The organism is Hymenobacter endophyticus (assembly GCF_032464715.1).
GTDB lineage: Bacteria > Bacteroidota > Bacteroidia > Cytophagales > Hymenobacteraceae > Hymenobacter > Hymenobacter endophyticus.
The window spans coordinates 165,042-187,837 of the sequence record NZ_JAWDJT010000002.1 but is presented as its reverse complement, the minus strand read 5'-3'; the positions used below and the strand labels follow the sequence as shown (position 1 = coordinate 187,837).

The 22,796-nt window shown below is 54.0% G+C and carries 35 protein-coding genes and 1 pseudogene; all 36 read left to right on the top strand.

The window, feature by feature from the left end:
* Window positions 1-83 precede the first annotated feature (83 nt).
* The 36 genes and pseudogenes from ROI90_RS03190 to ROI90_RS03015 all read left to right on the top strand — a co-directional run bounded on the left by ROI90_RS03190 (window position 84) and on the right by ROI90_RS03015 (window position 22,747).
* Window positions 84-437 carry a DUF3467 domain-containing protein gene (locus ROI90_RS03190; protein WP_315996887.1) on the top strand — a complete coding sequence of 118 codons (354 nt, stop codon included), beginning with the start codon at window positions 84-86 and terminating at the stop codon, window positions 435-437.
* A 290-nt stretch (window positions 438-727) separates the two neighbouring features.
* Window positions 728-1,156, top strand: coding sequence for a 30S ribosomal protein S12 (rpsL, locus tag ROI90_RS03185; RefSeq protein WP_045688446.1), 429 nt, complete (start codon window positions 728-730; stop codon window positions 1,154-1,156).
* Window positions 1,157-1,242: 86 nt separating this feature from the next.
* Window positions 1,243-1,710 (top strand): 30S ribosomal protein S7, encoded by a 468-nt coding sequence (gene rpsG, locus ROI90_RS03180; protein ID WP_110976705.1) that lies wholly within the window; start codon window positions 1,243-1,245, stop codon window positions 1,708-1,710.
* A 104-nt stretch (window positions 1,711-1,814) separates the two neighbouring features.
* A complete protein-coding gene (gene fusA, locus ROI90_RS03175; protein WP_315996886.1) occupies window positions 1,815-3,959 on the top strand; it encodes an elongation factor G in 2,145 nt (714 codons plus the stop codon).
* Between the two features lie 21 nt (window positions 3,960-3,980).
* Window positions 3,981-4,286 carry a 30S ribosomal protein S10 gene (gene rpsJ / locus ROI90_RS03170; RefSeq protein ID WP_022822123.1) on the top strand — a complete coding sequence of 102 codons (306 nt, stop codon included), beginning with the start codon at window positions 3,981-3,983 and terminating at the stop codon, window positions 4,284-4,286.
* Window positions 4,287-4,859: 573 nt separating this feature from the next.
* On the top strand, window positions 4,860-5,741 hold the full coding sequence (locus ROI90_RS03165) for an O-antigen ligase family protein (protein ID WP_315996885.1): 882 nt from the start codon (window positions 4,860-4,862) through the stop codon (window positions 5,739-5,741).
* Between the two features lie 252 nt (window positions 5,742-5,993).
* A complete protein-coding gene (gene rplC / locus ROI90_RS03160; RefSeq protein WP_315996884.1) occupies window positions 5,994-6,614 on the top strand; it encodes a 50S ribosomal protein L3 in 621 nt (206 codons plus the stop codon).
* Between the two features lie 9 nt (window positions 6,615-6,623).
* Window positions 6,624-7,262, top strand: a complete 639-nt coding sequence (gene rplD, locus ROI90_RS03155) for a 50S ribosomal protein L4 (RefSeq protein ID WP_044003254.1) — start codon at window positions 6,624-6,626, stop codon at window positions 7,260-7,262.
* Entirely contained in the window at window positions 7,262-7,549 is a 288-nt protein-coding gene (rplW, locus tag ROI90_RS03150; RefSeq protein WP_125417664.1) for a 50S ribosomal protein L23, read from the top strand. Before rplD ends, rplW begins: the two co-directional genes overlap by 1 nt.
* Before the next feature lie 41 nt (window positions 7,550-7,590).
* Window positions 7,591-8,418 (top strand): 50S ribosomal protein L2, encoded by an 828-nt coding sequence (rplB, locus tag ROI90_RS03145; protein ID WP_315996883.1) that lies wholly within the window; start codon window positions 7,591-7,593, stop codon window positions 8,416-8,418.
* Between the two features lie 3 nt (window positions 8,419-8,421).
* Window positions 8,422-8,700, top strand: a complete 279-nt coding sequence (gene rpsS / locus ROI90_RS03140) for a 30S ribosomal protein S19 (RefSeq protein ID WP_044003251.1) — start codon at window positions 8,422-8,424, stop codon at window positions 8,698-8,700.
* A gap of 1 nt (window position 8,701) precedes the next feature.
* On the top strand, window positions 8,702-9,187 hold the full coding sequence (gene rplV / locus ROI90_RS03135; protein WP_315996882.1) for a 50S ribosomal protein L22: 486 nt from the start codon (window positions 8,702-8,704) through the stop codon (window positions 9,185-9,187).
* Between the two features lie 5 nt (window positions 9,188-9,192).
* Window positions 9,193-10,068, top strand: coding sequence for a 30S ribosomal protein S3 (gene rpsC, locus ROI90_RS03130; RefSeq protein ID WP_315996881.1), 876 nt, complete (start codon window positions 9,193-9,195; stop codon window positions 10,066-10,068).
* Window positions 10,069-10,106: 38 nt separating this feature from the next.
* A complete protein-coding gene (gene rplP, locus ROI90_RS03125; RefSeq protein WP_125417668.1) occupies window positions 10,107-10,532 on the top strand; it encodes a 50S ribosomal protein L16 in 426 nt (141 codons plus the stop codon).
* A 3-nt stretch (window positions 10,533-10,535) separates the two neighbouring features.
* Complete coding sequence (gene rpmC / locus ROI90_RS03120) at window positions 10,536-10,748, top strand: 50S ribosomal protein L29 (RefSeq protein ID WP_125417669.1); 213 nt, start codon at window positions 10,536-10,538, stop codon at window positions 10,746-10,748.
* A 2-nt stretch (window positions 10,749-10,750) separates the two neighbouring features.
* Window positions 10,751-11,041, top strand: coding sequence for a 30S ribosomal protein S17 (gene rpsQ, locus ROI90_RS03115; RefSeq protein ID WP_125417670.1), 291 nt, complete (start codon window positions 10,751-10,753; stop codon window positions 11,039-11,041).
* 1 nt (window position 11,042) lies between these two features.
* Window positions 11,043-11,411: a 50S ribosomal protein L14 gene (gene rplN / locus ROI90_RS03110; RefSeq protein WP_110976717.1), complete on the top strand. Its 369-nt coding sequence runs from the start codon at window positions 11,043-11,045 to the stop codon at window positions 11,409-11,411.
* Between the two features lie 3 nt (window positions 11,412-11,414).
* Window positions 11,415-11,663: pseudogene (gene rplX, locus ROI90_RS03105) on the top strand (50S ribosomal protein L24); the annotation flags it as partial.
* A gap of 29 nt (window positions 11,664-11,692) precedes the next feature.
* Complete coding sequence (gene rplE / locus ROI90_RS03100) at window positions 11,693-12,253, top strand: 50S ribosomal protein L5 (protein WP_315996880.1); 561 nt, start codon at window positions 11,693-11,695, stop codon at window positions 12,251-12,253.
* Window positions 12,246-12,515, top strand: a complete 270-nt coding sequence (rpsN, locus tag ROI90_RS03095; protein WP_044003242.1) for a 30S ribosomal protein S14 — start codon at window positions 12,246-12,248, stop codon at window positions 12,513-12,515. Before rplE ends, rpsN begins: the two co-directional genes overlap by 8 nt.
* A 196-nt stretch (window positions 12,516-12,711) precedes the next feature.
* Window positions 12,712-13,110: a 30S ribosomal protein S8 gene (gene rpsH / locus ROI90_RS03090; RefSeq protein ID WP_044003241.1), complete on the top strand. Its 399-nt coding sequence runs from the start codon at window positions 12,712-12,714 to the stop codon at window positions 13,108-13,110.
* Window positions 13,111-13,130: 20 nt separating this feature from the next.
* Window positions 13,131-13,685 carry a 50S ribosomal protein L6 gene (gene rplF / locus ROI90_RS03085; protein WP_315996879.1) on the top strand — a complete coding sequence of 185 codons (555 nt, stop codon included), beginning with the start codon at window positions 13,131-13,133 and terminating at the stop codon, window positions 13,683-13,685.
* A gap of 9 nt (window positions 13,686-13,694) precedes the next feature.
* Window positions 13,695-14,045 (top strand): 50S ribosomal protein L18, encoded by a 351-nt coding sequence (gene rplR / locus ROI90_RS03080; protein WP_044003239.1) that lies wholly within the window; start codon window positions 13,695-13,697, stop codon window positions 14,043-14,045.
* A gap of 6 nt (window positions 14,046-14,051) precedes the next feature.
* Window positions 14,052-14,660, top strand: a complete 609-nt coding sequence (rpsE, locus tag ROI90_RS03075) for a 30S ribosomal protein S5 (protein ID WP_315996878.1) — start codon at window positions 14,052-14,054, stop codon at window positions 14,658-14,660.
* Window positions 14,661-14,666: 6 nt separating this feature from the next.
* The gene (gene rpmD, locus ROI90_RS03070; protein ID WP_044003237.1) at window positions 14,667-14,846 is read left to right on the top strand and encodes a 50S ribosomal protein L30; all 180 of its coding nucleotides are present in this window, start codon (window positions 14,667-14,669) and stop codon (window positions 14,844-14,846) included.
* A 13-nt stretch (window positions 14,847-14,859) separates the two neighbouring features.
* Window positions 14,860-15,303, top strand: a complete 444-nt coding sequence (gene rplO / locus ROI90_RS03065) for a 50S ribosomal protein L15 (protein WP_315996877.1) — start codon at window positions 14,860-14,862, stop codon at window positions 15,301-15,303.
* 12 nt (window positions 15,304-15,315) lie between these two features.
* Window positions 15,316-16,632, top strand: coding sequence for a preprotein translocase subunit SecY (gene secY, locus ROI90_RS03060; protein ID WP_315996876.1), 1,317 nt, complete (start codon window positions 15,316-15,318; stop codon window positions 16,630-16,632).
* 1 nt (window position 16,633) lies between these two features.
* Window positions 16,634-17,404: a type I methionyl aminopeptidase gene (gene map / locus ROI90_RS03055; protein ID WP_315996875.1), complete on the top strand. Its 771-nt coding sequence runs from the start codon at window positions 16,634-16,636 to the stop codon at window positions 17,402-17,404.
* A gap of 4 nt (window positions 17,405-17,408) precedes the next feature.
* Window positions 17,409-17,627 carry a translation initiation factor IF-1 gene (gene infA / locus ROI90_RS03050; protein ID WP_022822146.1) on the top strand — a complete coding sequence of 73 codons (219 nt, stop codon included), beginning with the start codon at window positions 17,409-17,411 and terminating at the stop codon, window positions 17,625-17,627.
* A 9-nt stretch (window positions 17,628-17,636) separates the two neighbouring features.
* A complete protein-coding gene (gene rpmJ, locus ROI90_RS03045; RefSeq protein ID WP_044003233.1) occupies window positions 17,637-17,753 on the top strand; it encodes a 50S ribosomal protein L36 in 117 nt (38 codons plus the stop codon).
* A gap of 27 nt (window positions 17,754-17,780) precedes the next feature.
* Window positions 17,781-18,158 carry a 30S ribosomal protein S13 gene (gene rpsM / locus ROI90_RS03040; RefSeq protein ID WP_045688471.1) on the top strand — a complete coding sequence of 126 codons (378 nt, stop codon included), beginning with the start codon at window positions 17,781-17,783 and terminating at the stop codon, window positions 18,156-18,158.
* A gap of 74 nt (window positions 18,159-18,232) precedes the next feature.
* A complete protein-coding gene (rpsK, locus tag ROI90_RS03035; protein WP_044003231.1) occupies window positions 18,233-18,625 on the top strand; it encodes a 30S ribosomal protein S11 in 393 nt (130 codons plus the stop codon).
* 115 nt (window positions 18,626-18,740) lie between these two features.
* Window positions 18,741-19,346, top strand: a complete 606-nt coding sequence (rpsD, locus tag ROI90_RS03030) for a 30S ribosomal protein S4 (protein WP_315996874.1) — start codon at window positions 18,741-18,743, stop codon at window positions 19,344-19,346.
* Window positions 19,347-19,486: 140 nt separating this feature from the next.
* Window positions 19,487-20,476: a DNA-directed RNA polymerase subunit alpha gene (locus ROI90_RS03025; protein WP_315996873.1), complete on the top strand. Its 990-nt coding sequence runs from the start codon at window positions 19,487-19,489 to the stop codon at window positions 20,474-20,476.
* A 216-nt stretch (window positions 20,477-20,692) separates the two neighbouring features.
* Window positions 20,693-21,283, top strand: coding sequence for a 50S ribosomal protein L17 (rplQ, locus tag ROI90_RS03020; RefSeq protein ID WP_315996872.1), 591 nt, complete (start codon window positions 20,693-20,695; stop codon window positions 21,281-21,283).
* Window positions 21,284-21,460: 177 nt separating this feature from the next.
* Entirely contained in the window at window positions 21,461-22,747 is a 1,287-nt protein-coding gene (locus tag ROI90_RS03015; RefSeq protein ID WP_315996871.1) for an erythromycin esterase family protein, read from the top strand.
* Window positions 22,748-22,796: the final 49 nt, after the last annotated feature.

Here is a 22,796-nt window from a genome sequence, read left to right as displayed (position 1 = left end):
ATCATTGTTATCTGTCTGTTCACCATTTCTACTGCCAAACAAAAGCATCGGCAAATGCAGGCCGAACGCAAACAATAAATACCATGGCCCAACAGAACCAACCCGAAAGCACGCCCGAAACCATCCAACCCCAGGACCCCAACGCCATCAGCATTGAGCTGTCGGAGGAAATTGCCGAGGGCGAGTACGCCAACCTTGCCATGATTGCGCACAGCAACAGCGAGTTTGTCATTGACTTCATCCGCCTGATGCCCGGCTTGCCCAAAGCCAAGGTGAAATCCCGCATCATCCTCACGCCGGAGCACGCCAAGCGGCTGGTTGCCGCCCTGAATGAGAATATCGAGCGGTTCGAGCAGGCCAACGGCGCTATCAAAGAGCAGCCCAACGACGGGCCGTTGTACCCGATGGGCTTCGGCGGCAAGATGGGAGAGGCCTAAAACCTCGGAATAATACAGCACTTGGAGCGGCTTTTATCGAGAAGATAGAAGCCGCTTCTGCGTTGAGTGCAAAACGCAGCAGAGCACAGCATCTGCTGCACCGTGGGTGACCAGTGGCCTGATAAGGAAGGTCTGATCAGGATGATAAGCCAGCAGTAGGGGAGGAGCAGATGGGCAAGGAAGCACTCTAAAATTAACTAATTCAACCTGTTTGCTATTTGCCGCCAACTTGTCTACCTTTGCAAGCCTAATTTTTGGGAGAGAACCCTCCTTGACAAAACCTACCGTAGATGCCTACCATCAACCAGTTAGTACGAAAAGGCCGCGAGAAGCTGACGACGAAGTCGAAGTCGCCGGCTCTGGATTCGTGCCCGCAGCGCCGTGGCGTTTGCACCCGTGTGTACACCACCACGCCTAAGAAGCCAAACTCGGCTATGCGTAAAGTAGCCCGTGTGCGCCTCACCAACGGCAAAGAAGTTAACGCCTACATCCCTGGTGAAGGCCACAACCTGCAGGAGCACAGCATCGTGCTGATCCGTGGTGGCCGTGTGAAAGACCTTCCCGGCGTACGTTACCACATCATCCGTGGCGCTCTTGACACCGCCGGCGTAAACGGCCGTCTGCAGCGTCGCTCGAAATACGGCGCTAAGCGTCCGAAGCCCGGCCAGGCTGCAGCAGCTGGCAAAGGCGGCAAACCAGCTCCCGGCAAGAAAAAATAAGTGAAACCGAGGGCGGCAGCGCCCGGCGCCGGCTAGCAAATGGTTCTTAGCCCGTTGCCTGCTGTCCGTCGCTCATTTCTACACCCATGAGAAAGTCAAAACCAAAAAAGCGTATCCTCCTGCCCGACCCTAAGTTCAAGGAGACGCTGGTAACCCGTTTCGTCAACTACATGATGTACGACGGGAAGAAAAACCTGGCCTACACCATTTTCTACGATGCCTGCGAACTGGTTGAGCAGCGCACCAAGGAAAGCGGCCTGGAAATGTGGCGCAAAGCCCTGAACAACGTAATGCCGACCGTGGAGGTGAAAAGCCGCCGCGTAGGTGGTGCTACCTTCCAGGTGCCCACCGAGGTTCGTCCGGACCGTCGTATTGCCGTTGGCTCGAAGTGGCTGATCCAATATGCTCGTCGTCGTGGTGAGAAAACCATGAAAGACAAGCTGGCCGGCGAAATCATTGCCGCCGCCAAAGGTGAAGGTGCTGCCGTGAAGAAAAAGGACGACACGCACCGGATGGCAGAAGCCAACAAGGCCTTCTCGCACTTCCGCTTCTAAAAAATGAGTGAAGGAATGAATGAGTAAAGGCGGGAATTGGTTAACGCCATACCTCAACAACAACTCATTCATCTACTCACCCATTCACTCATTCTCAAAGAGACATGGCTGTTAATAAAGATCTGCAATACCTCCGGAATATCGGGATTATGGCGCACATCGACGCCGGTAAGACCACCACGTCGGAGCGCATTCTCTACTACACCGGTAAGACCCACAAAATCGGGGAAGTGCACGAAGGTGCCGCCACGATGGACTGGATGGAGCAGGAGCAGGAGCGTGGTATCACCATCACCTCGGCTGCTACTACCACCTTCTGGAACTACCCGACCGACGCCCAGGGCGACCCGACCTCGGATACCAAGCAATACAAAATCAACCTCATCGATACCCCCGGCCACGTTGACTTCACGGTAGAAGTTGAACGCTCGTTGCGCGTATTGGATGGTGCTGTTGCCCTGTTCTGTGCCGTATCCGGCGTGGAGCCCCAGTCGGAAACCGTATGGCGTCAGGCTGACAAGTACAAGGTGCCCCGCATCTGCTTCGTCAACAAGATGGACCGTGCCGGTGCTGACTTCTTCAAGGCAGTAGCCGAGATTAAGGATAAATTGGGCGCTAACCCCGTGCCGCTGCAAATTCCGATTGGCGCCGAGGATACCTTCAAAGGTGTTGTCGATTTGCTGACCGGTAAGGCCATCGTATGGGACGACGCTACGCAAGGCAAATCCTACCACGAAATCCCCGTTCCCGAGGATTTGGTGGATACGGTTGCCGAGTGGCGCGAAAAGCTCGTGGAAAGCGTAGCCGAGTACGATGATACGTTGATGGAGAAATTCTTCGACGATCCGGACTCCATTACCCGTGAAGAAATGATGGTGGTAATCCGCAAAGCGGTTATCGACATGAAGTTCTCGCCCGTAATGTGCGGCTCGGCCTTCAAAAACAAAGGTGTGCAGTCGATGCTGGATGGCGTAATGGCCTACCTGCCGTCGCCCCTGGATATGCCCGCCATCATCGGTACCAACCCCGAAACCGGCGAGGAAATCGAGCGTCACCCCGACAACGCCGAACCCTTCACCGCATTGGCGTTCAAAATTGCTACCGACCCCTTCGTTGGTCGTCTGTGCTTCTTCCGCTGCTACAGCGGCGTGCTGGACGCTGGTTCGTACGTGCACAACAACCGCACGAACAAGAAGGAGCGTATCTCGCGCCTGATGCAGATGCACTCCAACAAGCAGAACCCCATCGACAAAATCCAGGCTGGTGACATTGCTGCCGGCGTGGGTTTCAAAGACATCAAAACTGGTGATACGCTGACCGACGAGAAGTCGCGCGTAGTGCTGGAGTCGATGAGCTTCCCCGAGCCCGTTATCGGTTACGCCATTGAGCCCAAAACTCAGGCCGACGTGGATAAAATGGGTATGGCTATTGCCAAACTCGTGGAAGAAGATCCTACCCTCGTGGTACAGACTGACCCCGAGACGGGCCAGACCGTACTGAAAGGCATGGGCGAGCTTCACCTTGAAATCATCATCGACCGGATGCGTCGTGAATTCAAAGTGGAAATCAACCAGGGTGCCCCGATGGTAGCCTACAAAGAGATTCTGACGAAGTCGGTAGAGCACCGCGAAACCTACAAGAAGCAAACGGGTGGTCGTGGTAAGTTCGGTGACATTGTATTCGAACTCGGTCCGAAACTGACGGATCCGGAGAAACCCGGTCTGGAGTTCGTAAACGACATCACCGGTGGTGTTATCCCCCGCGAATTCATCGCGCCAGTTCAGAAAGGCTTCGAAGAAGCGATGAAGAACGGTCCGCTGGCCGGCTTCCCCATCGAGGGTATGCGTGTTCGTCTGTACTACGGTTCTTACCACGATGTTGACTCGGACGCCCTGTCGTTCGAACTCGCCGCCCGTGGTGGTTTCCGCGAAGCTGGTAAGCAAGCTGGTCCGAAACTGCTCGAGCCGATTATGGCCGTAGAAGTAGTTTCGCCCGATGAGTACACTGGCTCGGTAACGGGTGACTTGAACCGTCGTCGTGGTATCATGAAAGGAATGGACACCAAAGGCGGTGCCAACGTTATCAAGGCTGACGTTCCGCTGTCGGAACTGTTTGGTTACGTGACGACGCTGCGTACCATCTCCTCGGGTCGGGCTTCAGCTTCGCTGACGTTCTCGCACTACGACCAGGTGCCCAACAACCTTGCTGAAGCCATTATTGCCAAGCAAAAGGGTAACGCCATTCGCTAATACCGCTTTCATTCAACAGACATGAACCAGAAAATTCGCATCAAACTCAAATCCTACGACCACAACCTGGTGGACAAATCGTCGGAGAAGATTGTGAAGGCGGTAAAGGCTACGGGCGCCATCGTAAGCGGCCCCATTCCATTGCCGACCGACAAGGAAAAATTCACCGTGCTTCGTTCGCCCCACGTGAACAAGAAGTCACGTGAGCAATTCCAGCTCTGCACCTATAAGCGCCTCGTAGACATCTACTCGACTTCGTCGAAGACGGTAGATGCCTTGATGAAGCTGGAACTGCCCAGCGGCGTTGACGTTGAAATCAAAGTCTGAGGACTGGTTTCTTTAAGTAAATAAGAGTAACGCCTCACTGGCTCTTCGGAGCTGGTGGGGCGTTTTCTGTTTTTATTGATGCAACTTGTGCTTTAAGTAAAGGCTCGTTGTACCGTGGAGCTGCGCGGCAACGTTCATCGTGCGCCTTACACTATAGGCTCCTTAGCTCTGTTCATGCTGTCTTCCTTAGGAACCACATTGACTATCACTCGGCTGTTGGTCGCAGCTACTTTTTTTTGCGTCTGCATTATAGTTGGCCTGTTTGCTAGCAGCTTTTTTCGGGTGTTGCCTAGTTTGGGCATGATTGGTCTGTTGCTTACGGGTACCACCTGCTTTTTCCTGCACGGCCGACACTACAAGCGGGCCACTCTAAGTCATTACTTGCCATTTCTACTCATTTTCTCGGTGCACGTAGGTGCCGGGCTTCTGACCTCGGCGGCTAGGATGGGGGAGTACATGCGTGATATAGTGCTGCAGTTACCGTTTGTAGTCTTGCCTTTAAGCTTCTGGTTACTGCCGCCCCTGCCAGCCCGTACTCTGCGAGCCTTGTGGCTGCTTTTAATTGCTACTACTATGGTGGCCGCTTTGCTGAGTACAGGAAACTACTTGCTGCATTTCGACCAAATCAACGAAATGTACCTGCACTCCAAAGTGATGCCCACGGAGCCAGATCATATTCGCTTCAGTTTGCTGGTTACCTTGTCTGTTGCATCTGGTGTGTGCTTGCTGGCCCACCGCAGTGTGGTTGGCCGAGGCGCAGTTATCTTGTGGGGTAGTGTGCTCTACTTGGCGTTTTATCAGCACCTGCTAGCCGTGCGGAGCGGCTTAGTGACACTCTACGTAGTGGGAATTGTAGGATTACTTTGGCTGGTATTCCGGACGCGGCAATACCAGCAGGCCTTGGTACTGGCAGCTGCCCTGGTTTTAATTCCGGCAGTGAGTTACTCCGTATTCCCGACGCTGCAGAATAAGTCAGCCAATACCCGCGAAGACGTAGGCCGGGTCGATAATACGTCCTCCGCCAACAATTACTCCTTAGTAGGGAGAGTCTACTCGTATAAGGTAGCTCTGGAGGTGGTGAAGGATAACCCCTGGGTAGGCGTGGGCAGGGCCGATATTGAGCCGGAAATGGCGGTACGATATCAACGTGATTATCCTAACATCCGTCCGGAGGCTTACATCCAGCCGCACAACCAATTCTTGTTCTCGGCGGTAGCCTTCGGGTTAATCGGTTTGGTGCTCTTTATCATCGGTTTCTATTATGCTGGCGTTAGTGTATGGCCCACGTATGCGCCGCTGCTTCTGGCGCAGTACCTTATCGTTACTCTTTCTTTTCTGGTGGAATACACCCTAGAAACCCAGATAGGACTTGGGTATGCCCTGTTCTTTATACTACTGGCTCTGGAAGGACAAAAAGTAGCGCCTGGGCCGGAAGGAGAGTGGCGCCCCGTGTGAGCAACTGCCGTCAGGATACGTAAATCGTAAGCCAGTTACCCGAGAGGGTAGCTGGCTTACTTGTCTAACTACCACTATATAGCGCTTGAGCTGCTACCCTAAACTGAGCTTGGAAATGGCTAACTACTTAACTCTTAAAATATTTCAGAAGGCCGTTAGATTATGACCCAACAATTTCCTAGCTTTGCACTCCATTTCCGAAAACGCCACTTGGGCGTTTTCAAGTGTGTCTTTTTCTAAAACCCCAATCGAATGCCTGGCATCATCGGTAAAAAAATCGGTATGACAAGCCTCTTCACTCCGGACGGGAAGAACATTCCCTGCACGCTCATCGAAGCGGGTCCGTGCGTAGTGACGCAGGTTAAGACCATCGAAACGGACGGCTACACGGCCATCCAGCTCGGTTACGGCGAGAAGAAGGCGAAGAACACCACCAAAGCATTGGCTGGTCACTTCGCTAAAGCCGGAACCACCCCCAAGAAAAAACTCGTTGAGTTCCGCACCGACGAGGCTGGCAACTTTGCTGCCGGTTCTACCATCGACGCTACTCTGTTTGAAGAGGGCGAATTCGTTGACGTAGTAGGTACCTCAAAAGGTAAAGGTTTCCAGGGCGTTGTGAAGCGTTACAACTTCGCTGGTGTTGGTGGCCAAACGCACGGTCAGCACAACCGCGGCCGTCACCCCGGTTCTATCGGTGCTTGCTCCTGGCCTTCGCGCGTATTCAAAGGAATGCGCATGGGTGGCCGCATGGGCAACGACCGTGTGAAAGTGCAGAACCTGAAGGTGATGCGCATTGTAGCCGACAAAAACCTCATCGTGGTGAGTGGCTCGATTCCCGGTGCCAAGAACTCTTTCGTGGTCCTGGAAAAATAAGCTAGCAACATGGAACTGTCAGTAATCAACATCAAAGGCGAAGACACCGGCCGCAAGGTTACCCTGTCCGACGCCATCTTCGGCCTGGAGCCGAACGAGCACGTGATGTACCTCGACGTGAAGCAGTACCTGGCCAACCAGCGCCAGGGTACGCATAAGTCGAAGCAGCGCAACGAAGTACACGGCACCACCAAGAAGCTGAAGAAGCAAAAAGGTACTGGTGGAGCCCGTGCCGGTAGCATGAAATCGGGTGTGTTCGTAGGTGGTGGCCGTATTTTCGGTCCTCAGCCTCGCGACTACGGCTTCAAGCTGAACAAGAAAACCAAGCGTCTGGCCCGTCTGTCGGCTCTGTCGGCTCTGGCCAAAGACGGCAAGGTATCGGTAGTGGAAAACATTTCTCTGTCGACTCCCAAAACCAAAGAGTTTGCCGCCATCCTAGCTGGTCTGAAGCTGAACAACGGCCGCAAGACTCTGCTGGTAACTGGTTCGGTTGACAAGAACGTGGTTCTGTCGGCCCGCAACATTCAGCGCGTGAGCGTGGCTACCCCCGTAGCCCTGAACACCCACGATCTGCTGAACACCGACACTTTGCTGCTGTCGGAAGATGGGTTGAGCGCACTGGAACAACTCTATACCACTGCTGAGTAATGAGCATCCTGAAGAAACCCATCGTAACTGAAAAGGCTACGGGTCTGAACGAGAAAAGCCAGTACGCTTTCGAAGTGGCCATCGACGCCAACAAGGTTCAGATCAAGAAAGAGATTGAGCAATTGTACGGGGTAACGGTAACGGGCATCAGCACCATCCGCACCATCGGCAAAGTGAAATCGAAGTTCACGAAAGGCGGCGCCGTTTCTGGCCGTCGTCCGCATGGCAAAAAAGCCATCGTGACCGTGAAAGAAGGCGACGTAATCGACTTCTACAGCACGCTGTAAGCCTGCCTTCCCGCCAAGAATTTTTTTCCTAAGCAAGAGTAATGGCACTCAAAAAACTAAGACCAACATCACCGGGTCAGCGCTTCCGCATCGCCCCGGCCTTCGACGAGATTACCGCGTCGACGCCGGAGAAGTCGCTGTTGGCACCCCTCAAAAACTCCGGTGGCCGTAACAATTCGGGCAAAATGTCCAACCGCTACATCGGCGGTGGTCATAAAGCCAAATACCGTATCATCGACTTCAAGCGTGACAAAGCCGGCGTTCCGGCCACGGTGAAGACGATTGAGTACGACCCTAACCGCACTGCCCGTATTGCTTTGCTGCAGTATGCTGATGGTGAGAAACGGTACATCATTGCTCCTGCCGGTGTTACCGTGGGCGCCAGTGTTGTATCGGGTTCGGGCGTTGCTCCGGAAGTTGGTAATGCCCTACCCCTGCGCGAGATTCCGCTGGGTACCATTGTACACAATATCGAGCTGATGCCCGGTAATGGTGCTGCAATGGCCCGCTCGGCCGGTACTTACGCGCAGTTGGTAGCCCGCGAAGACAAGTACGCCACCCTGAAATTACCCTCCGGCGAAATGCGTATGGTACTCGTTACCTGCATGGCCACGGTTGGTACCGTTTCCAATGGCGACCACATGAACGTGCGTCTCGGCAAAGCCGGTCGTAATCGTTGGTTGGGCCGTCGCCCCCGTGTTCGTGGTGTAGCCATGAACCCAGTGGATCACCCTATGGGTGGTGGTGAAGGTAAGTCGTCGGGTGGTCACCCACGCAGCCGTAACGGTATCTTCTCGAAAGGTCAGAAGACCCGAAACAAGAACAAGTACTCCGAGCAGCTCATCGTTAACCGCAAAGGCAAGAAGTAAGCAATGGCACGTTCACTAAAAAAAGGGCCGTACATTGACTTCCGGCTCGAGAAGAAAGTAACGGCAATGGATGAGTCCGGCAAAAAGTCGGTGGTGAAGACTTGGTCGCGCCGCTCGATGATTTCGCCCGATTTCGTTGGCCACACCTTCGCCGTGCACAACGGCAATAAGTTCATCCCGGTGTATGTAACGGAGAACATGGTAGGACACAAACTCGGTGAGTTTGCCCCGACCCGTAACTTCCGCGGCCATATCGCCAAGAAAGATAAAGGCAAGCGCTAATATGGAAGCAGTAGCTAAACTCCGGAACGTGCCCACCTCTCCGCGCAAAATGCGCTTGGTGGCCAACCTGGTACGCGGTCAGAAAGTGACCCGTGCTCTGGGCCTGCTGAAATTTGAGGCCAACTCGGGCGCCCCCAAAATCGAGAAACTGCTCCTGTCGGCTCTGGCTAACTGGCAGCAGAAGAACGAGGATGAGCGCATTGAGGATGCTAACCTCTACATCAAAGAGATTTTCGTGGATGAAGGCCGTCAGCTGAAGCGTCTGCGCCCCGCCCCCCAGGGCCGTGGCCACCGCATCCGCAAGCGCAGCAACCACGTTACGCTGATCATTGATTCGAAAGTGGAACCGCTGGGCAGCAAGGCTGCTGCCACGCAGGCTGCCGAAACTAAATCAGCTGAAACGGGTGTTGACTTAGCTCCGAAAAAATCGGCTCGTCGCAGCTCGGCTAAAAAATCCACTGAAACCACGGCAGAAGCCACCGCATAAGCACTATGGGACAGAAAGTAAATCCGGTTGGCTTCCGTCTGGGCGTCATCAAAGGATGGGACTCGAACTGGTACGGCGGCAAGGACTTTGCCGACAAACTGGTGGAAGACGAGAAAATCCGCAAGTACATCATGGCTCGTATCCCGAAAGGTGGCATTAGCCGCATCGTGATTGAGCGCACTCTGAAGCGTGTTACCATCACCATCAACACGGCTCGTCCGGGTGTGGTTATCGGTAAAGGCGGCGCAGAGGTTGATAAAATCAAGGACGAGCTGAAGCAGATTACTGGCAAAGACGTTCAGATCAATATCTTCGAAATCAAGCGTCCGGAACTCGATGCCAAGCTGGTAGGTGAGAGCATTGCTCAGCAGCTGCAAGCCCGTATTTCGTTCCGTCGCGCCATGAAAATGGCTATCCAGGCTGCCCTGCGTGTTGGTGCCGAAGGCATCAAAATCCAGTGTGGTGGCCGTTTGGGCGGTGCTGAAATTGCTCGTTCCGAGCAGTACAAAGAAGGCCGCACTCCGCTGCATACCCTGCGCGCTGACATCGACTACGCTCTGTCGGAAGCTCAGACGGTATATGGCAAAATCGGTATCAAGGTGTGGGTAATGCGCGGTGAGGTGTTCGGCAAGCCCGACCTCTCGCCGAACCAGCAGCCTGCTGGTGGTCAGGGTGGCGACAGCCGCAACGACCGTGGTCCTCGTGGCGACCGGAATGACCGTGGTGGTGACCGTGGCCCGCGCCGCGACCGGAATGACCGTGGCGGCGAAGGCCGTGGTGGTGACAACCGTGGTGGCCAGGGTGCTGGCGGTCAGCGCCGGGGTCCGGGCCAAGGCGGCCAGAACCGTGGCGGCCAAGGCGGTGGCGCTCCTCGTCGCTAGCCTGTTTCTTTCTCTCGGATTTTAATTCAAGATAACTCATGTTACAACCGAAAAGGACCAAGTATCGCAAGATGCAAAAGGGTCGCGTGCACGGTTTAGCGCATCGCGGCAGCTCCATTGACTTCGGTTCATTCGCTATCAAGTCGCTGGAACAGGCTTGGATTACGGCTCGCCAGATTGAGGCGGCTCGTATTGCCATGACCCGCGCCATGAAACGCGAAGGTCAAGTATGGATTCGCATCTTCCCAGATAAGCCAATCACTAAGAAACCAGCCGAAGTGCGGATGGGTAAGGGTAAAGGCTCCCCAGAGTATTGGGTAGCCTGCGTGAAGCCCGGCACCATCATGTTCGAGTCGGATGGCGTATCTCTGGAAGTAGCGCAGGAGTCGCTGCGTCTGGCTGCGCAGAAACTGCCAGTTCGGACCTCTTTTGTTGTTCGTCGCGACTACGTAGAAAGCAAGTAAAAGATGAAGAACGCAGAAATCCGCGCCCTCTCCCTGGAGGACCTCAAAAACCAGATTAAGTCGGAGCAGACCAACGGTCAGACCATGCGTTTCGCGCATGCCATCTCGCCCCTGGAAAACCCCCTCCGCCTGAAGCAAGCCCGCAAAAATGTCGCCCGTCTGCTGACCGAGTTGAAGCGTCGCGAGAACGAGCAGGCTACTAACACTGCTAACTAACGATGGCAAGCAACGAAGAACAGCAAGGCACTACCGCCGTTGAGCGGAACCTGCGCAAAGAAATCATCGGGCGCGTTACCTCGTCGAAAATGGACAAGTCCATTACGGTGATGGTAGAAAGCAAAATGAAACACCCGATCTACGGCAAATTCGTTACCAAGTCGACCAAATTCATGGCCCACGACGAGAATAACGAGTGTGGCGAAGGGGATACGGTTCGCATCATGTCGACCCGTCCTCTGAGCAAGAACAAGCGGTGGAGACTGGTAGAAATTGTAGAACGCGCCAAGTAAGATGATACAGCAAGAATCCCGTCTGACCGTCGCTGATAACAGCGGCGCCAAAGAAGTTCTCTGCATCCGTGTCCTCGGTGGCACGGGCAAGAAATACGCCAGCGTAGGCGACAAGATTGTAGTCGCCATCAAATCGGCTATTCCTTCCGGCAACGCTAAAAAAGGCGCAGTTTCGAAAGCAGTAGTAGTTCGCACGAAAAAGGAAGTACGCCGCAAAGACGGTTCGTATATCCGCTTCGACGACAACGCTGCCGTACTGCTCAACAATAACGACGAGCCCCGCGGTACCCGCATCTTCGGCCCAGTGGCCCGCGAACTGCGTGAAAAGCAGTTCATGAAGATTGTTTCGCTGGCTCCTGAAGTTCTCTAAGCAATGGCAACGAAACCCAAAGCAACGCCCGCGAAACTGCACGTGAAGACTGGCGACACCGTACTGGTGATTTCCGGCGACGAAAAAGGTAAAACCGGCACCATCAAGTCGGTGAACCGTTCGACGCAGCGTGTTATCGTGGAAGGCCTGAACCTGGCAACCAAGCACAACAAACCCAGTGCGAAGAACCCCCAGGGCGGCATCACCAAGATCGAGGCACCGATTCACGTGAGCAACGTGAAGCGCGTAGACTCGGCCAACGCCTAACCCGCTCTACGACCATGGCTCGACTGAAAGAGAAGTATCAAAAAGAAGTAGTACCGGCGCTCCAGGAGAAATTCCAGTTCAAGAGCATCATGCAGGTACCCCGCATCACCAAAATCTGCATTAACCGCGGTATTGGTGCTGCTGTAGCCGACAAGAAGCTGGTAGACAACGGTGTTGATGAATTGACTATCATCACTGGTCAGAAAGCAGTTCCAACCATTGCCAAGCGTTCGGTTTCGAACTTCAAGCTGCGTGAAGGTATGCCCATCGGCGCCCGCGTTACCCTGCGCGGTGAGCAGATGTACGAATTCCTGGACCGTCTGCTGACCGTGGCTCTGCCCCGTGTTCGTGACTTCAAAGGCATCAACGACAAAGGCTTTGATGGCCGCGGTAATTATACCCTGGGTATCAAGGAACAAATCATCTTCCCCGAAATTTCGATTGACAAAATCAAATCGATTTCCGGTATGGATATTACCTTCGTAACGACGGCTGAGAACGACGAACAGAGCTACGAGCTGCTGCGCGCTTTCGGAATGCCTTTCGCTAACGCCAAGAAACAGAACAATGGCTAAGGAATCAATGAAAGCACGGGAGCGGAAGCGTATTGCTACCGTTGCCCGCTACGCTGAGAAGCGCAAGGCTCTGAAAGAGGCTGGCGACTTCGAAGGCCTGGACAAACTGCCGCGTAACGCGTCGCCCGTGCGCCTGCACAACCGCGACAAAATCGACGGCCGCCCCCGTGGTTACATGCGCAAATTTGGCATCAGCCGCGTACGTTTCCGTGAAATGGCTCTCGCCGGCAAAATCCCCGGTGTGACCAAGTCCAGCTGGTAATCCAACTGTTTCGGCTCCACCAGATTCGTCTGTAAGGCCTTGTTACTTGGCAGGTTGCCAAAAGAAACCATCAGCCGAGCCCTCAAAAGCCGAGTTGAGTAGTCTTAACCGAAAATTTCGTCGCCTCTTTCCGTGGCGGCGAAATTTTCATATCTTTGCGGCTCCCTAAAAATGGGCGCTTCATTTTCATAATCGAATGAACACAGATCCAATTGCCGACTACCTGACCCGGGTGCGCAATGCCATCAAGGCAAACCACCGGGTGGTGGAAATTCCGGCCAGCAACATCAAAAAGGAAATCACGAAAGTGCTCTATAAAAAGGGCTACATTCAGAGCTACCGTTTTGATGACGCCGCTGTACAGGGCACGATTAAAATCGCGCTGAAATACAACCCGGCCACCAAGAAGCCCGCCATCACGAAGCTGGAGCGCATCAGTTCGCCTGGTCTGCGCACCTACGCTCACGTGGAGAATCTGCCCCGCGTACTGAGCGGCTTGGGCATTGCGATTCTGTCGACGTCGAAGGGCGTAATGACGGAGAAAGAGGCGAAAGCCGAGAACGTGGGCGGCGAAGTGCTGTGCTACGTCTACTAATCTGAAAGGAAAACGAGACTATGTCACGCATTGGTAAACTGCCCATCAGCCTGCCCAGCAACGTGCAGGTTGAAGTGAGCAACGAAAACACGGTTACCGTGAAGGGCCCGAAAGGTACCCTGACGGTTCCAGTTGACCGCGACATTACCGTAGCAACCGAAGACGGTCAGCTGGTAGTGACCCGCCCCACTGAACAGAAGCGCCACAAAGCTATGCACGGCCTGTACCGTTCGCTGCTCAACAACGCCGTGAACGGCGTGAGCAACGGTCAGGAGGTGAAGCTGGAACTGGTAGGTGTAGGTTACAAAGCCTCGATGGCCGGCACCACGTTGGAATTGTCGCTGGGTTACTCGCACAACATCTTCCTGTCGCTGCCCAAGGAGGTAACGGCTACGGCTGTAACGGAGAAAGGTAAAAACCCCATCGTTACACTGACCAGCATTGATAAGCAACTGTTGGGCCAGGTAGCCGCCAAAATTCGCTCGTTGCGCAAAGTTGAGCCCTACAAAGGCAAAGGCGTGCGCTTCGTGGGTGAGCAGATTCGTCGTAAGGCTGGTAAAACGGCTTCGAAATAACATCACACCATGGCTTTCGATAAAGCAACTAGAAGAAAACGGATCCAGCGCATCATCCGCACTAAGGTGGCTGGCACGTCCGAGCGTCCACGTTTGTCGGTGTTCCGCAGCAATACGGGCATTTATGCTCAGATTATTGACGACACCACCGGCCACACGCTGGCGTCTGCTTCCTCGAAGCACGTATCGGTGGAAGGGGGCAACGGAGTCGCCCTCGCTGCCGCAGTCGGCAAAGAACTTGCTGCCCGTGCTACAGGAAAAGGAATTTCGAAAGTGGTATTTGACCGATCCGGTTACCTCTACCACGGCCGCGTAAAATCATTGGCAGAAGGAGCCCGCGAAGGCGGCCTCAATTTCTAAATCATCATGGCAGAATTTAACAACGGCCCACGTGGTGGCAGCGGCGACAACCGTGGCGGTGGCAATGACCGTCGTGGTGGTGGCAATGACCGTCGCGGCGGCAATGACCGCAAAGAAGAGTCGCGCACTGGTGACTCCGATTTGAAAGAGAAAGTGGTTGCTATCAACCGCGTAGCCAAAGTAGTAAAAGGCGGTCGTCGCTTCAGCTTCTCGGCCATCGTGGTAGTAGGTGACGGCAACGGCACCGTAGGCTACGGCCTCGGCAAAGCCAACGAAGTAACCGACGCCATTGCCAAAGGCATTGACGACGCGAAGAAAAACCTGGTGAAAGTTCCGCTGTACAAGCACACGGTTCCCCACATCATGGAAGGCAAGTACTCGGGCGGCTTCGTGCTGGTTCAGCCGGCTGCTGCCGGTACGGGTGTAATTGCCGGCGGTGCCATGCGTGCTGTATTTGAAAGCGCTGGTATTAAAGATGTACTGGCTAAGTCGAAAGGCTCGTCGAACCCCCACAATGTGGTTAAGGCTACCTTCGATGCCCTGCTGAAAATGCGCGACCCCATGCAAATCGCTCAGGCTCGTGGCATTACTCTCTCCCAAGTTTTTAACGGCTAAGAGCAGATGGCGCAGATCCAAATTAAACTCGTAAAAAGCGTTATTGACCGCCCCGAGCGTCAGAAGCGCACTGTGCAGGCCCTCGGCCTCGGCAAAATGGGCAGCACCAAAAGCGTGGAAAACACGCCCCAGGTTGCTGGCATGATTAACGCCGTGAAGCACTTGTTGGAAGTAACCGAACTCTAGGAATCTCCCGAAAATGAATCTCAGCAATCTCCAGCCCGCCATTGGTGCTACGCGCAACGAAAAGCGCATCGGCCGTGGTACGGGTTCCGGCCGCGGCGGCACGTCGACGCGTGGTCACAAAGGTGCCAAGTCCCGTTCGGGTTACTCCAAAAAGTCGGGTTTCGAAGGTGGCCAGATGCCTTTACAGCGTCGGGTACCTAAGTTTGGCTTCAAGAACATCAACCGTGTAGAGTACAAAGCCATCAACCTCGATGTGCTGGCTACTCTGACCGAGAATGGTACCACTACGCTGGACGCCGCTTTCTTTGTAACGGCTGGTCTGGCTTCGAAGAACGCCAAAATCAAGGTGCTTGGCCGTGGCGAAGTAACCAAAGCTCTGGAAGTACACGCTCACGCTTTCTCGAAATCGGCCATTGAAGCCATCGAAAAGGCAGGTGGCAAAGCAGTTACGCTGTAAGCTTACTTGGCAATGAACAAGTTCATCACCACGATTAAGAACATCTTTGCGATTGAAGATCTGCGTATGCGGATCTTCAATACGCTTTTTTTCATTGCCATTTACCGGCTGGGTTCTTACGTGGTGCTCCCCGGCGTTGATCCGACGCAGCTGAAGCAGGGCGGTGCTACTGGCGTATTGGGAATTCTCGATACGCTGCTGGGCGGTGCCTTCAGCCAAGCGTCGATTTTCGCTTTGGGCATTATGCCTTATATCTCGGCATCCATTGTACTGCAGCTGCTGACAATTGCCGTGCCCTATTTCCAGAAACTCCAGAAGGAGGGCGAATCGGGACGTAAGAAAATCAACCAGTACACGCGCATTCTTACAATTCCGATTGTGGCGCTGCAGTCGGTTGGCTTCATTGCTACCATCAATGCGGAGGCCATTATCAACCCAGGTGTTTTCTTCACTGTTTCCACAGCCATGATTGTAACGGCAGGTACGCTGTTCTGCATGTGGTTGGGGGAGAAAATTACGGATAAAGGTATTGGCAACGGTATTTCCATGATCATCATGATCGGGATTGTATCGCGTCTGCCTGGTGCCCTGATCGGGGAAGCTACTGCTCGTACTATGCGGGGCTCTCTGATTTTCCTGATCGAGCTGGTAGTGCTATTCTTGGTAGTTATGGCGGTTATCATCCTCACGCAGGCTGTCCGTCAGATTCCAGTACAGTACGCCAAGCAAATTGGTGGAGCTGCCAGCCTTAGCTCCCAGCGCCAGTACATTCCCATGAAAGTGAATGCGGCTGGGGTAATGCCCATTATCTTCGCTCAGTCGTTGATGTTTGTGCCCGCTATAGCTGCTTCCGCATGGAATAAGGATAGCGAAACTGCTGGTTTGATCGGTACTTGGTTTCAGCCTAACCACTGGGTGTATAACGTAGTGTTTGGGTTGTTGATCATCATCTTCACCTACTTCTACACGGCCATCAGCGTTAACCCCAACCAGATTGCGGATGACCTGAAACGTAGTGGCGGCTTCATCCCGGGTGTAAAACCTGGGCGTGATACCTCGGAGTACATTGATGAGGTACTGACGCGCATTACGTTGCCTGGGGCTGTGGCCTTGGCTGTAATTGCTATTCTGCCCTCACTTGCCACGGTAGCTGGTATTACCCGTCCCTTCGCTCAGTTCTACGGTGGCACTTCCCTCATTATTATGGTGGGTGTAGTGCTAGATACTATGAACCAAGTGAAAAGCTATCTGCTCATGCGTCATTACGACGGCATGATGAAGACCGGCAAAGTGCGGGGACGCTCCCAGAACATTGCCCTTGCTTCGTAAGATGATCTTTTACAAAACAGAGGAGGAAATTGAATTCATGCGGGCCAGCGCGAACGTACTGGCTCAGGCCCACGGAGAGGTTGCGAAACTGATCCGGGAAGGAATTACAACGCGGCAGCTGGATCAGCGCGCGGAGGAATTCATTCGTGACAATGGAGGTGAGCCTTCATTTAAAGGGTACAATGGATTTGAGTACAGCCTTTGCATCTCACCGAACTCGGTAGTAGTACATGGTTTTCCAGGTGACTACACGCTGCAAAGCGGTGATGTTGTTTCGATTGATTGCGGAGTAAAGCTCAACGGCTACCATGCTGACAGTGCTTACACCTACCCAGTAGGAGAGGTGGCACCTGAGGTAACCCAATTGCTTGAGGAAACCAAGAAATCACTGTATCTGGGCATCGAACAGGCAGTGGCGGGTAACCGAATGGGCGACGTGAGCTATGCTATCCAAAACCACGTTGAAAAACTGGGATACGGAGTAGTTCGGGAGTTGGTCGGTCACGGTATCGGCAAAAAGCTGCATGAGCGCCCCGATGTACCAAATTTTGGTAAGCGCGGAGCCGGCCTAAAGCTGCAAACCGGGTTGGTCATTGCCATAGAGCCCATGGTGAATCTGGGAACGAAGAGCGTGATTCAGGAGAAGGACGGTTGGACAATCCGTACGAAAGACCTGAAGCCCTCGGCGCACTTTGAGCACACCGTAGTTGTTCGCAAAGACAAGGCGGAAATACTTACCTCCTTCGAATACATAGAAAAAGCCTTACAGTAGCCTTATGGCCAAACAAACTTCCATTGAGCAGGACGGTGTCATCCTGGAAGCCTTATCCAACGCCATGTTCCGCGTGGAGCTGGAAAACGGTCACCAGTTGATTGCCCATATTTCGGGCAAGATGCGGATGCACTACATCAAGATTCTGCCGGGAGATAAGGTAAAACTCGAAATGTCGCCCTACGATTTGTCGAAGGGACGCATTGTGTACCGTTACAAATAACCCGACGACATGAAAGTCAAAACCTCCGTAAAGAAGCGTAGCGTTGATTGCAAGATCATCCGCCGCAAGGGCAAGCTCTACGTTATCAACAAAAAGAACCCACGCTATAAGCAGCGTCAGGGCTAGTAGCACCAGACCTTTTTAAAAAAGCACATGGCTCGTATTGCAGGGGTAGATATCCCAGACAACAAGCGCGGCGAAATCGCGCTGACCTACATCTTCGGCATTGGCCGTCCTTCTGCTCAGCAGATCCTCACCAAAGCAGGCGTTGACCTGAACAAGAAGGTGAAAGACTGGACTGAAGCTGAAGCTGGCGAAATCCGCGGCGTGATTGCCGCCGAGTATAAGACCGAAGGTGTTCTGCGCTCAGAAGTGCAGTTGAACATCAAGCGCCTGATGGACATTGGTTGCTACCGGGGTCTGCGTCACCGCAAAGGTCTGCCGGTTCGTGGTCAGCGCACCAAGAACAACTCCCGTACCCGTAAGGGCAAGCGGAAGACCGTTGCTGGCAAGAAAAAGGCTACTAAATAATCTGTAGCGGGAATCGAAGCCTGATTTTTTAGAAGCAGGCTTCAACACCTTCCGCAGTATTTTGCGATAACCAAATGGCACAAAAAAGAAAAGACAAAGCCAAAAAGCGCGTTGTCGTTGTAGAACCAGTAGGTCAGGTACACATCAAGGCCTCGTTCAACAACATCATCATATCCATTACCAACAACAACGGCCAGGTTATTTCCTGGGCTTCGGCTGGTAAAATGGGCTTCCGCGGTTCCAAGAAGAACACGCCTTACGCCGCCCAAATGGCTATGACGGATTGCGGTAAAGTTGCTCACGACCTGGGCATGCGCAAAGCCGAAGTATTCGTGAAGGGTCCGGGTGCTGGTCGTGAATCGGCTATCCGTACGCTGGGTAACGTGGGTATTGAGGTAACGACCATTAAGGACGTGACGCCGCTGCCCCACAACGGCTGCCGTCCTCCCAAACGTCGTCGCGTTTAAGTACGTGACCCGAACTATCGGTTCCGATTTGAAGTTATGCCGGCCCTTGGGCTGATGACGCCACCTCCGGACATAGCCGCATAGTTCACCCTCCTCAACACTCAACATCTCCGAAATGGCACGTTATACTGGTCCCAAAACCAAGATTGCCCGTCGCTTTAATGAGCCGATTTTCGGCCCGAGCAAGGCACTCACCAAAAAAGCATATCCTCCCGGCCAGCACGGCCGTGGTCGTCGTAAGAAGCAGAGCGAGTACGCTGTCCAGTTGATGGAAAAGCAGAAAGTAAAGTACATGTACGGCATTCTGGAAAAGCAGTTCGAGAACCTGTTCCACAAGGCTGCCACGATGCCCGGCATCACTGGTGACAACTTACTGGGTCTGCTCGAGTCGCGCCTCGATAATACGGTATACCGTTTGGGCATTGCTCCTACGCGTCGGGCCGCTCGTCAGCTTGTACTGCATAAGCACATCACCGTAAACGGTGAAATCGTAAACATTGCTTCGTACAAACTCCGCGCTGGTGACGTTGTTGCCGTGCGTGAAAAGTCGAAGTCGCTGGAAGCCATCACTACGAGCCTGAGCGCCCGCAACGCGCGTGCTTTCTCGTGGTTGGAGTGGGACGGCAAAGACATGGTGGGCAAGTTCATCAGCGCCCCCTCGCGTGAGTTGATTCCGGAGAAAATCACGGAGCAGCTCATTGTCGAGCTGTACTCGAAGTAATCATTGGAACGGCCCGGCAGTCTGGGCCGTTCTTCTGCTTCGACTTTCTTACATGGATTCAGGTATTGGGTATTGGGTATCGGGACTTTTTGTCTAACTACCTGATACCTTTTACTCAATACTAACAAACCGCCCCACTTATGTCAATCTTAGCTTTTCAAATGCCGGAGAAGGTAGTAATGGAGAAATCCGACGACTTCTACGGAACGTTTGAATTCAAACCGCTGGAGAAAGGCTACGGCGTCACGATCGGCAACGCTCTGCGCCGCATCCTGCTGTCGTCGCTGGAGGGCTATGCCATCACGTCGGTTCGCACCAACAGCGTCCTGCACGAGTTCATGACCATTGAAGGTGTGATTGAGGACATGTCCGAAATCATCCTGAACCTGAAACAGGTTCGCTTCAAGAAAGTGAGCGACGCCATCGAGGATAAAATCACGGTGCGCGTGAAAGGCCAAGACACTTTCTCGGCTGGCGAAATCAACAAATTCACGACTGGCTTCCAGGTGCTGAACCCGGAGCTGGTTATCTGCAACGTGGACCCCAGCACCGAGCTGGAATTCGAATTCACGATTCAGAAAGGCCGTGGCTACGTTCCTGCTGAAGAGAACAAGCCAGCTGACCAAGTTTTCGGTCAGATTGCCATTGATGCCATTTTCACGCCTATCAAGAACGTGAAGTACAGCATCGAAAATACCCGTGTGGAGCAAAAGACCGACTATGAGAAGCTCGTTATTGAGATTCACACGGACGGTTCGATTCATCCGGAGGACGCACTGAAAGGTGCGGCCAACATTCTGATTCAACACTTCATGCTGTTCTCCGACAGCACCATGACCTTCGAGACGGTGAAAGCCGAAGAAGAGGAAACCGTGGATGAGGAGACGCTGCACATGCGCAAGGTGCTGAAGACGCCGCTGGCGGATATGGACCTAAGTGTGCGCGCCTACAACTGCCTGAAAGCCGCCGACATCAAAACTCTCGGCGACCTGGTGCAGCTCGACATGGCTGACATGATGAAGTTCCGCAACTTCGGTAAGAAGTCGCTGACGGAGCTGGAGAACCTGGTAGAGGAGAAAGGCCTGACCTTCGGAATGGACCTGGGCCGCTACAAGCTCGACGAAGAATAGGCGCAAGCCCGTTAATGTGCTGCTGCTGAAGATGTGTGAAATGCACATTTTGGCAGCAGCACATTTTTTTTGCCCAGGGTTTCACTACCTTTGCACCCCATTCAACTTTTTCACATAGTGAGCCCGAAGGGGCAGCGGTTCTAATGTGAGAGCAACGCTAGCGCGTTTGTTTTCCGCCGTGGTCGTTGCCCGCAAGCTCACACTTTCATCACTTTTATGCGTCACGGTAAAACCATCAACCACCTCGGCCGCACGGCCTCGCACCGCACCGCCATGCTTTCGAACATGGCCTCGTCGCTGATCCTGCACAAGCGCATCACCACGACGGTTGCCAAAGCCAAAGCTCTGCGCAAGTTTGTTGAGCCCCTGCTGACTAAATCCAAGAACGACACCACGCACTCGCGTCGTCTGGTGTTCTCGGAAATCGGTAACAAAGAAGTTCTGAAAGAACTGTTTGGCACGGTAGCCGCTAAAGTAGCTGGTCGTCCTGGTGGTTACACCCGCATTATTAAGCTGAGCCAGAGCCGTTTGGGTGACAATGCCGAAATGTGCATCATTGAGCTGGTTGACTTCAACGAAACGCTGCTGGACGCTAAAAACGCCGGCGAAGCCAAAGCTGCTACCACTCGTCGTTCGCGTCGGGGTGCTGGCAAAAAAGTAGAAGGTGAAACTTCGGCTGAAGTAGTAGCTGAGGAGAAGCCCGCCAAAAAGGCTAAAGCTGCTGCCACGGAAGTTTCGGCTCCCGAGGATACCGCTACTGAAACCCTGAAAGAAGGCGAAACCCGCGACGAAAAAGCGGCCGAGTAGTCGGAACAAATTAGTGAACAGAAAGGGACGCTCCAGCTGGGGCGTCCCTTTCTGTTTTACTTCATCAACTATTTCATTTGGTTTGAGGGGTTTAGTAGTGGAGTGAAGGAAATAGGGGAGGAAAAGGACCGCAGAAACAGGTGATTTACGACAGTTAACCACTTATTCTGCCCAATCATGCTGTGCTTCCTGTCCCAGTTCCGCCTTACGGCCTTTATTGTTTTGCTGCATTGCGGCCTCACTCACGCAAGCCGGGCGCAGGCTGTGGCACCGGATACGGCGGTATTTGCCGGTATTCCGCAGGCCACAGTGCCACTTGGGCAGCCGCTGGCATTTCCGGAGTTTAAGGCGGGTTTCTATGACAACCAGCTGTTTCTGCTGGGGGAAGCACATGGTACGGAGCGGCCGCAGGAGCTTGATCTGGCTTTGTTGCAGCACCTGAACCAGCGGGCCGGCGTGCGGACGTACGTGGGGGAGGTGGACTGTGCCAAGGCATACTTCCTGAACGAATACCTGCGCACCGGCAAAGCGGCAACCCTGGACCTGATCTTCCGCAGCTGGCAGGCTGATGGGTCGCAGTGGGCTAATACGGCCATGCGGGCCAAGTTTCAAAAATTGCGCAGCTGGAACCAGACGTTGCCGGCCAGGCGCCGAGTTCGGGTGCTGGGCATTGACCAGTTGCAGGATTTGCCGTTGGCGGCCGATTATCTGCGGGTGCTGACGCGCGGGCTGACGTTGCCGCCGGCAGTGCGGGGGCAACTTGATTCGGTGGCTATCTGGCTGCAACGTGAGAATGGTGAGCAGGCAGCGGCGGGAGCTACGCGGGCTATGCGGTTACTGGCCGGGAGCAAGCCTGATAAAGCGTTGTTCGACCTGACGCATTTGCTGCGTAACGTGGCCTATGACCGCCGGAACATGGCAGTGCGGGAGCAGAACATCTTCGCCAATTTCCGGGAGCTGTACCTGGGGCTGCACCTGGAGGGAGAGAAGCTATATGGTATGTGGGGACTGGCGCACGTGCTGCAAAGCCCGATGCAGAGCGGAACGACACTGTTTGCCGGTTTGGTGCGCCAGAGCGACCTGCCGGTGCGGGATAAAGTGGTTTCGTTGTTGTGCGTATTTTCGGAATGCCAGCTGCTGATGCCGACTAGCTTTCTGCCCGCTGCCTGGCAGGTTCCCGGCCAACGGTTTACGCCGAGCGACAAATTCAACCATGATGGCCCCCTTACGCGGATTGCAGGCCTGGAAGAGCTGAAACGCCGCACGCAGCCGGGAACTACCACCATCTTTCAGTTAAATGCCCCGGCGGCAGCTACTAACCGGCAACCCATCCGGGTGACATACGCGCCGGGCATTCCGGCCGGCCAGCAAATCCGGTTCCGGGCCGACTTGCCGGCTACGGCGTACGTGCAATACTTAGTACTGGTGCGTAATTCGCCGGCGCTTACGCCGCTGGTACCGTAGCGGGCGGCACCCCGGGAACTGGTGACTTACGCGCTATTGACTACGTGAC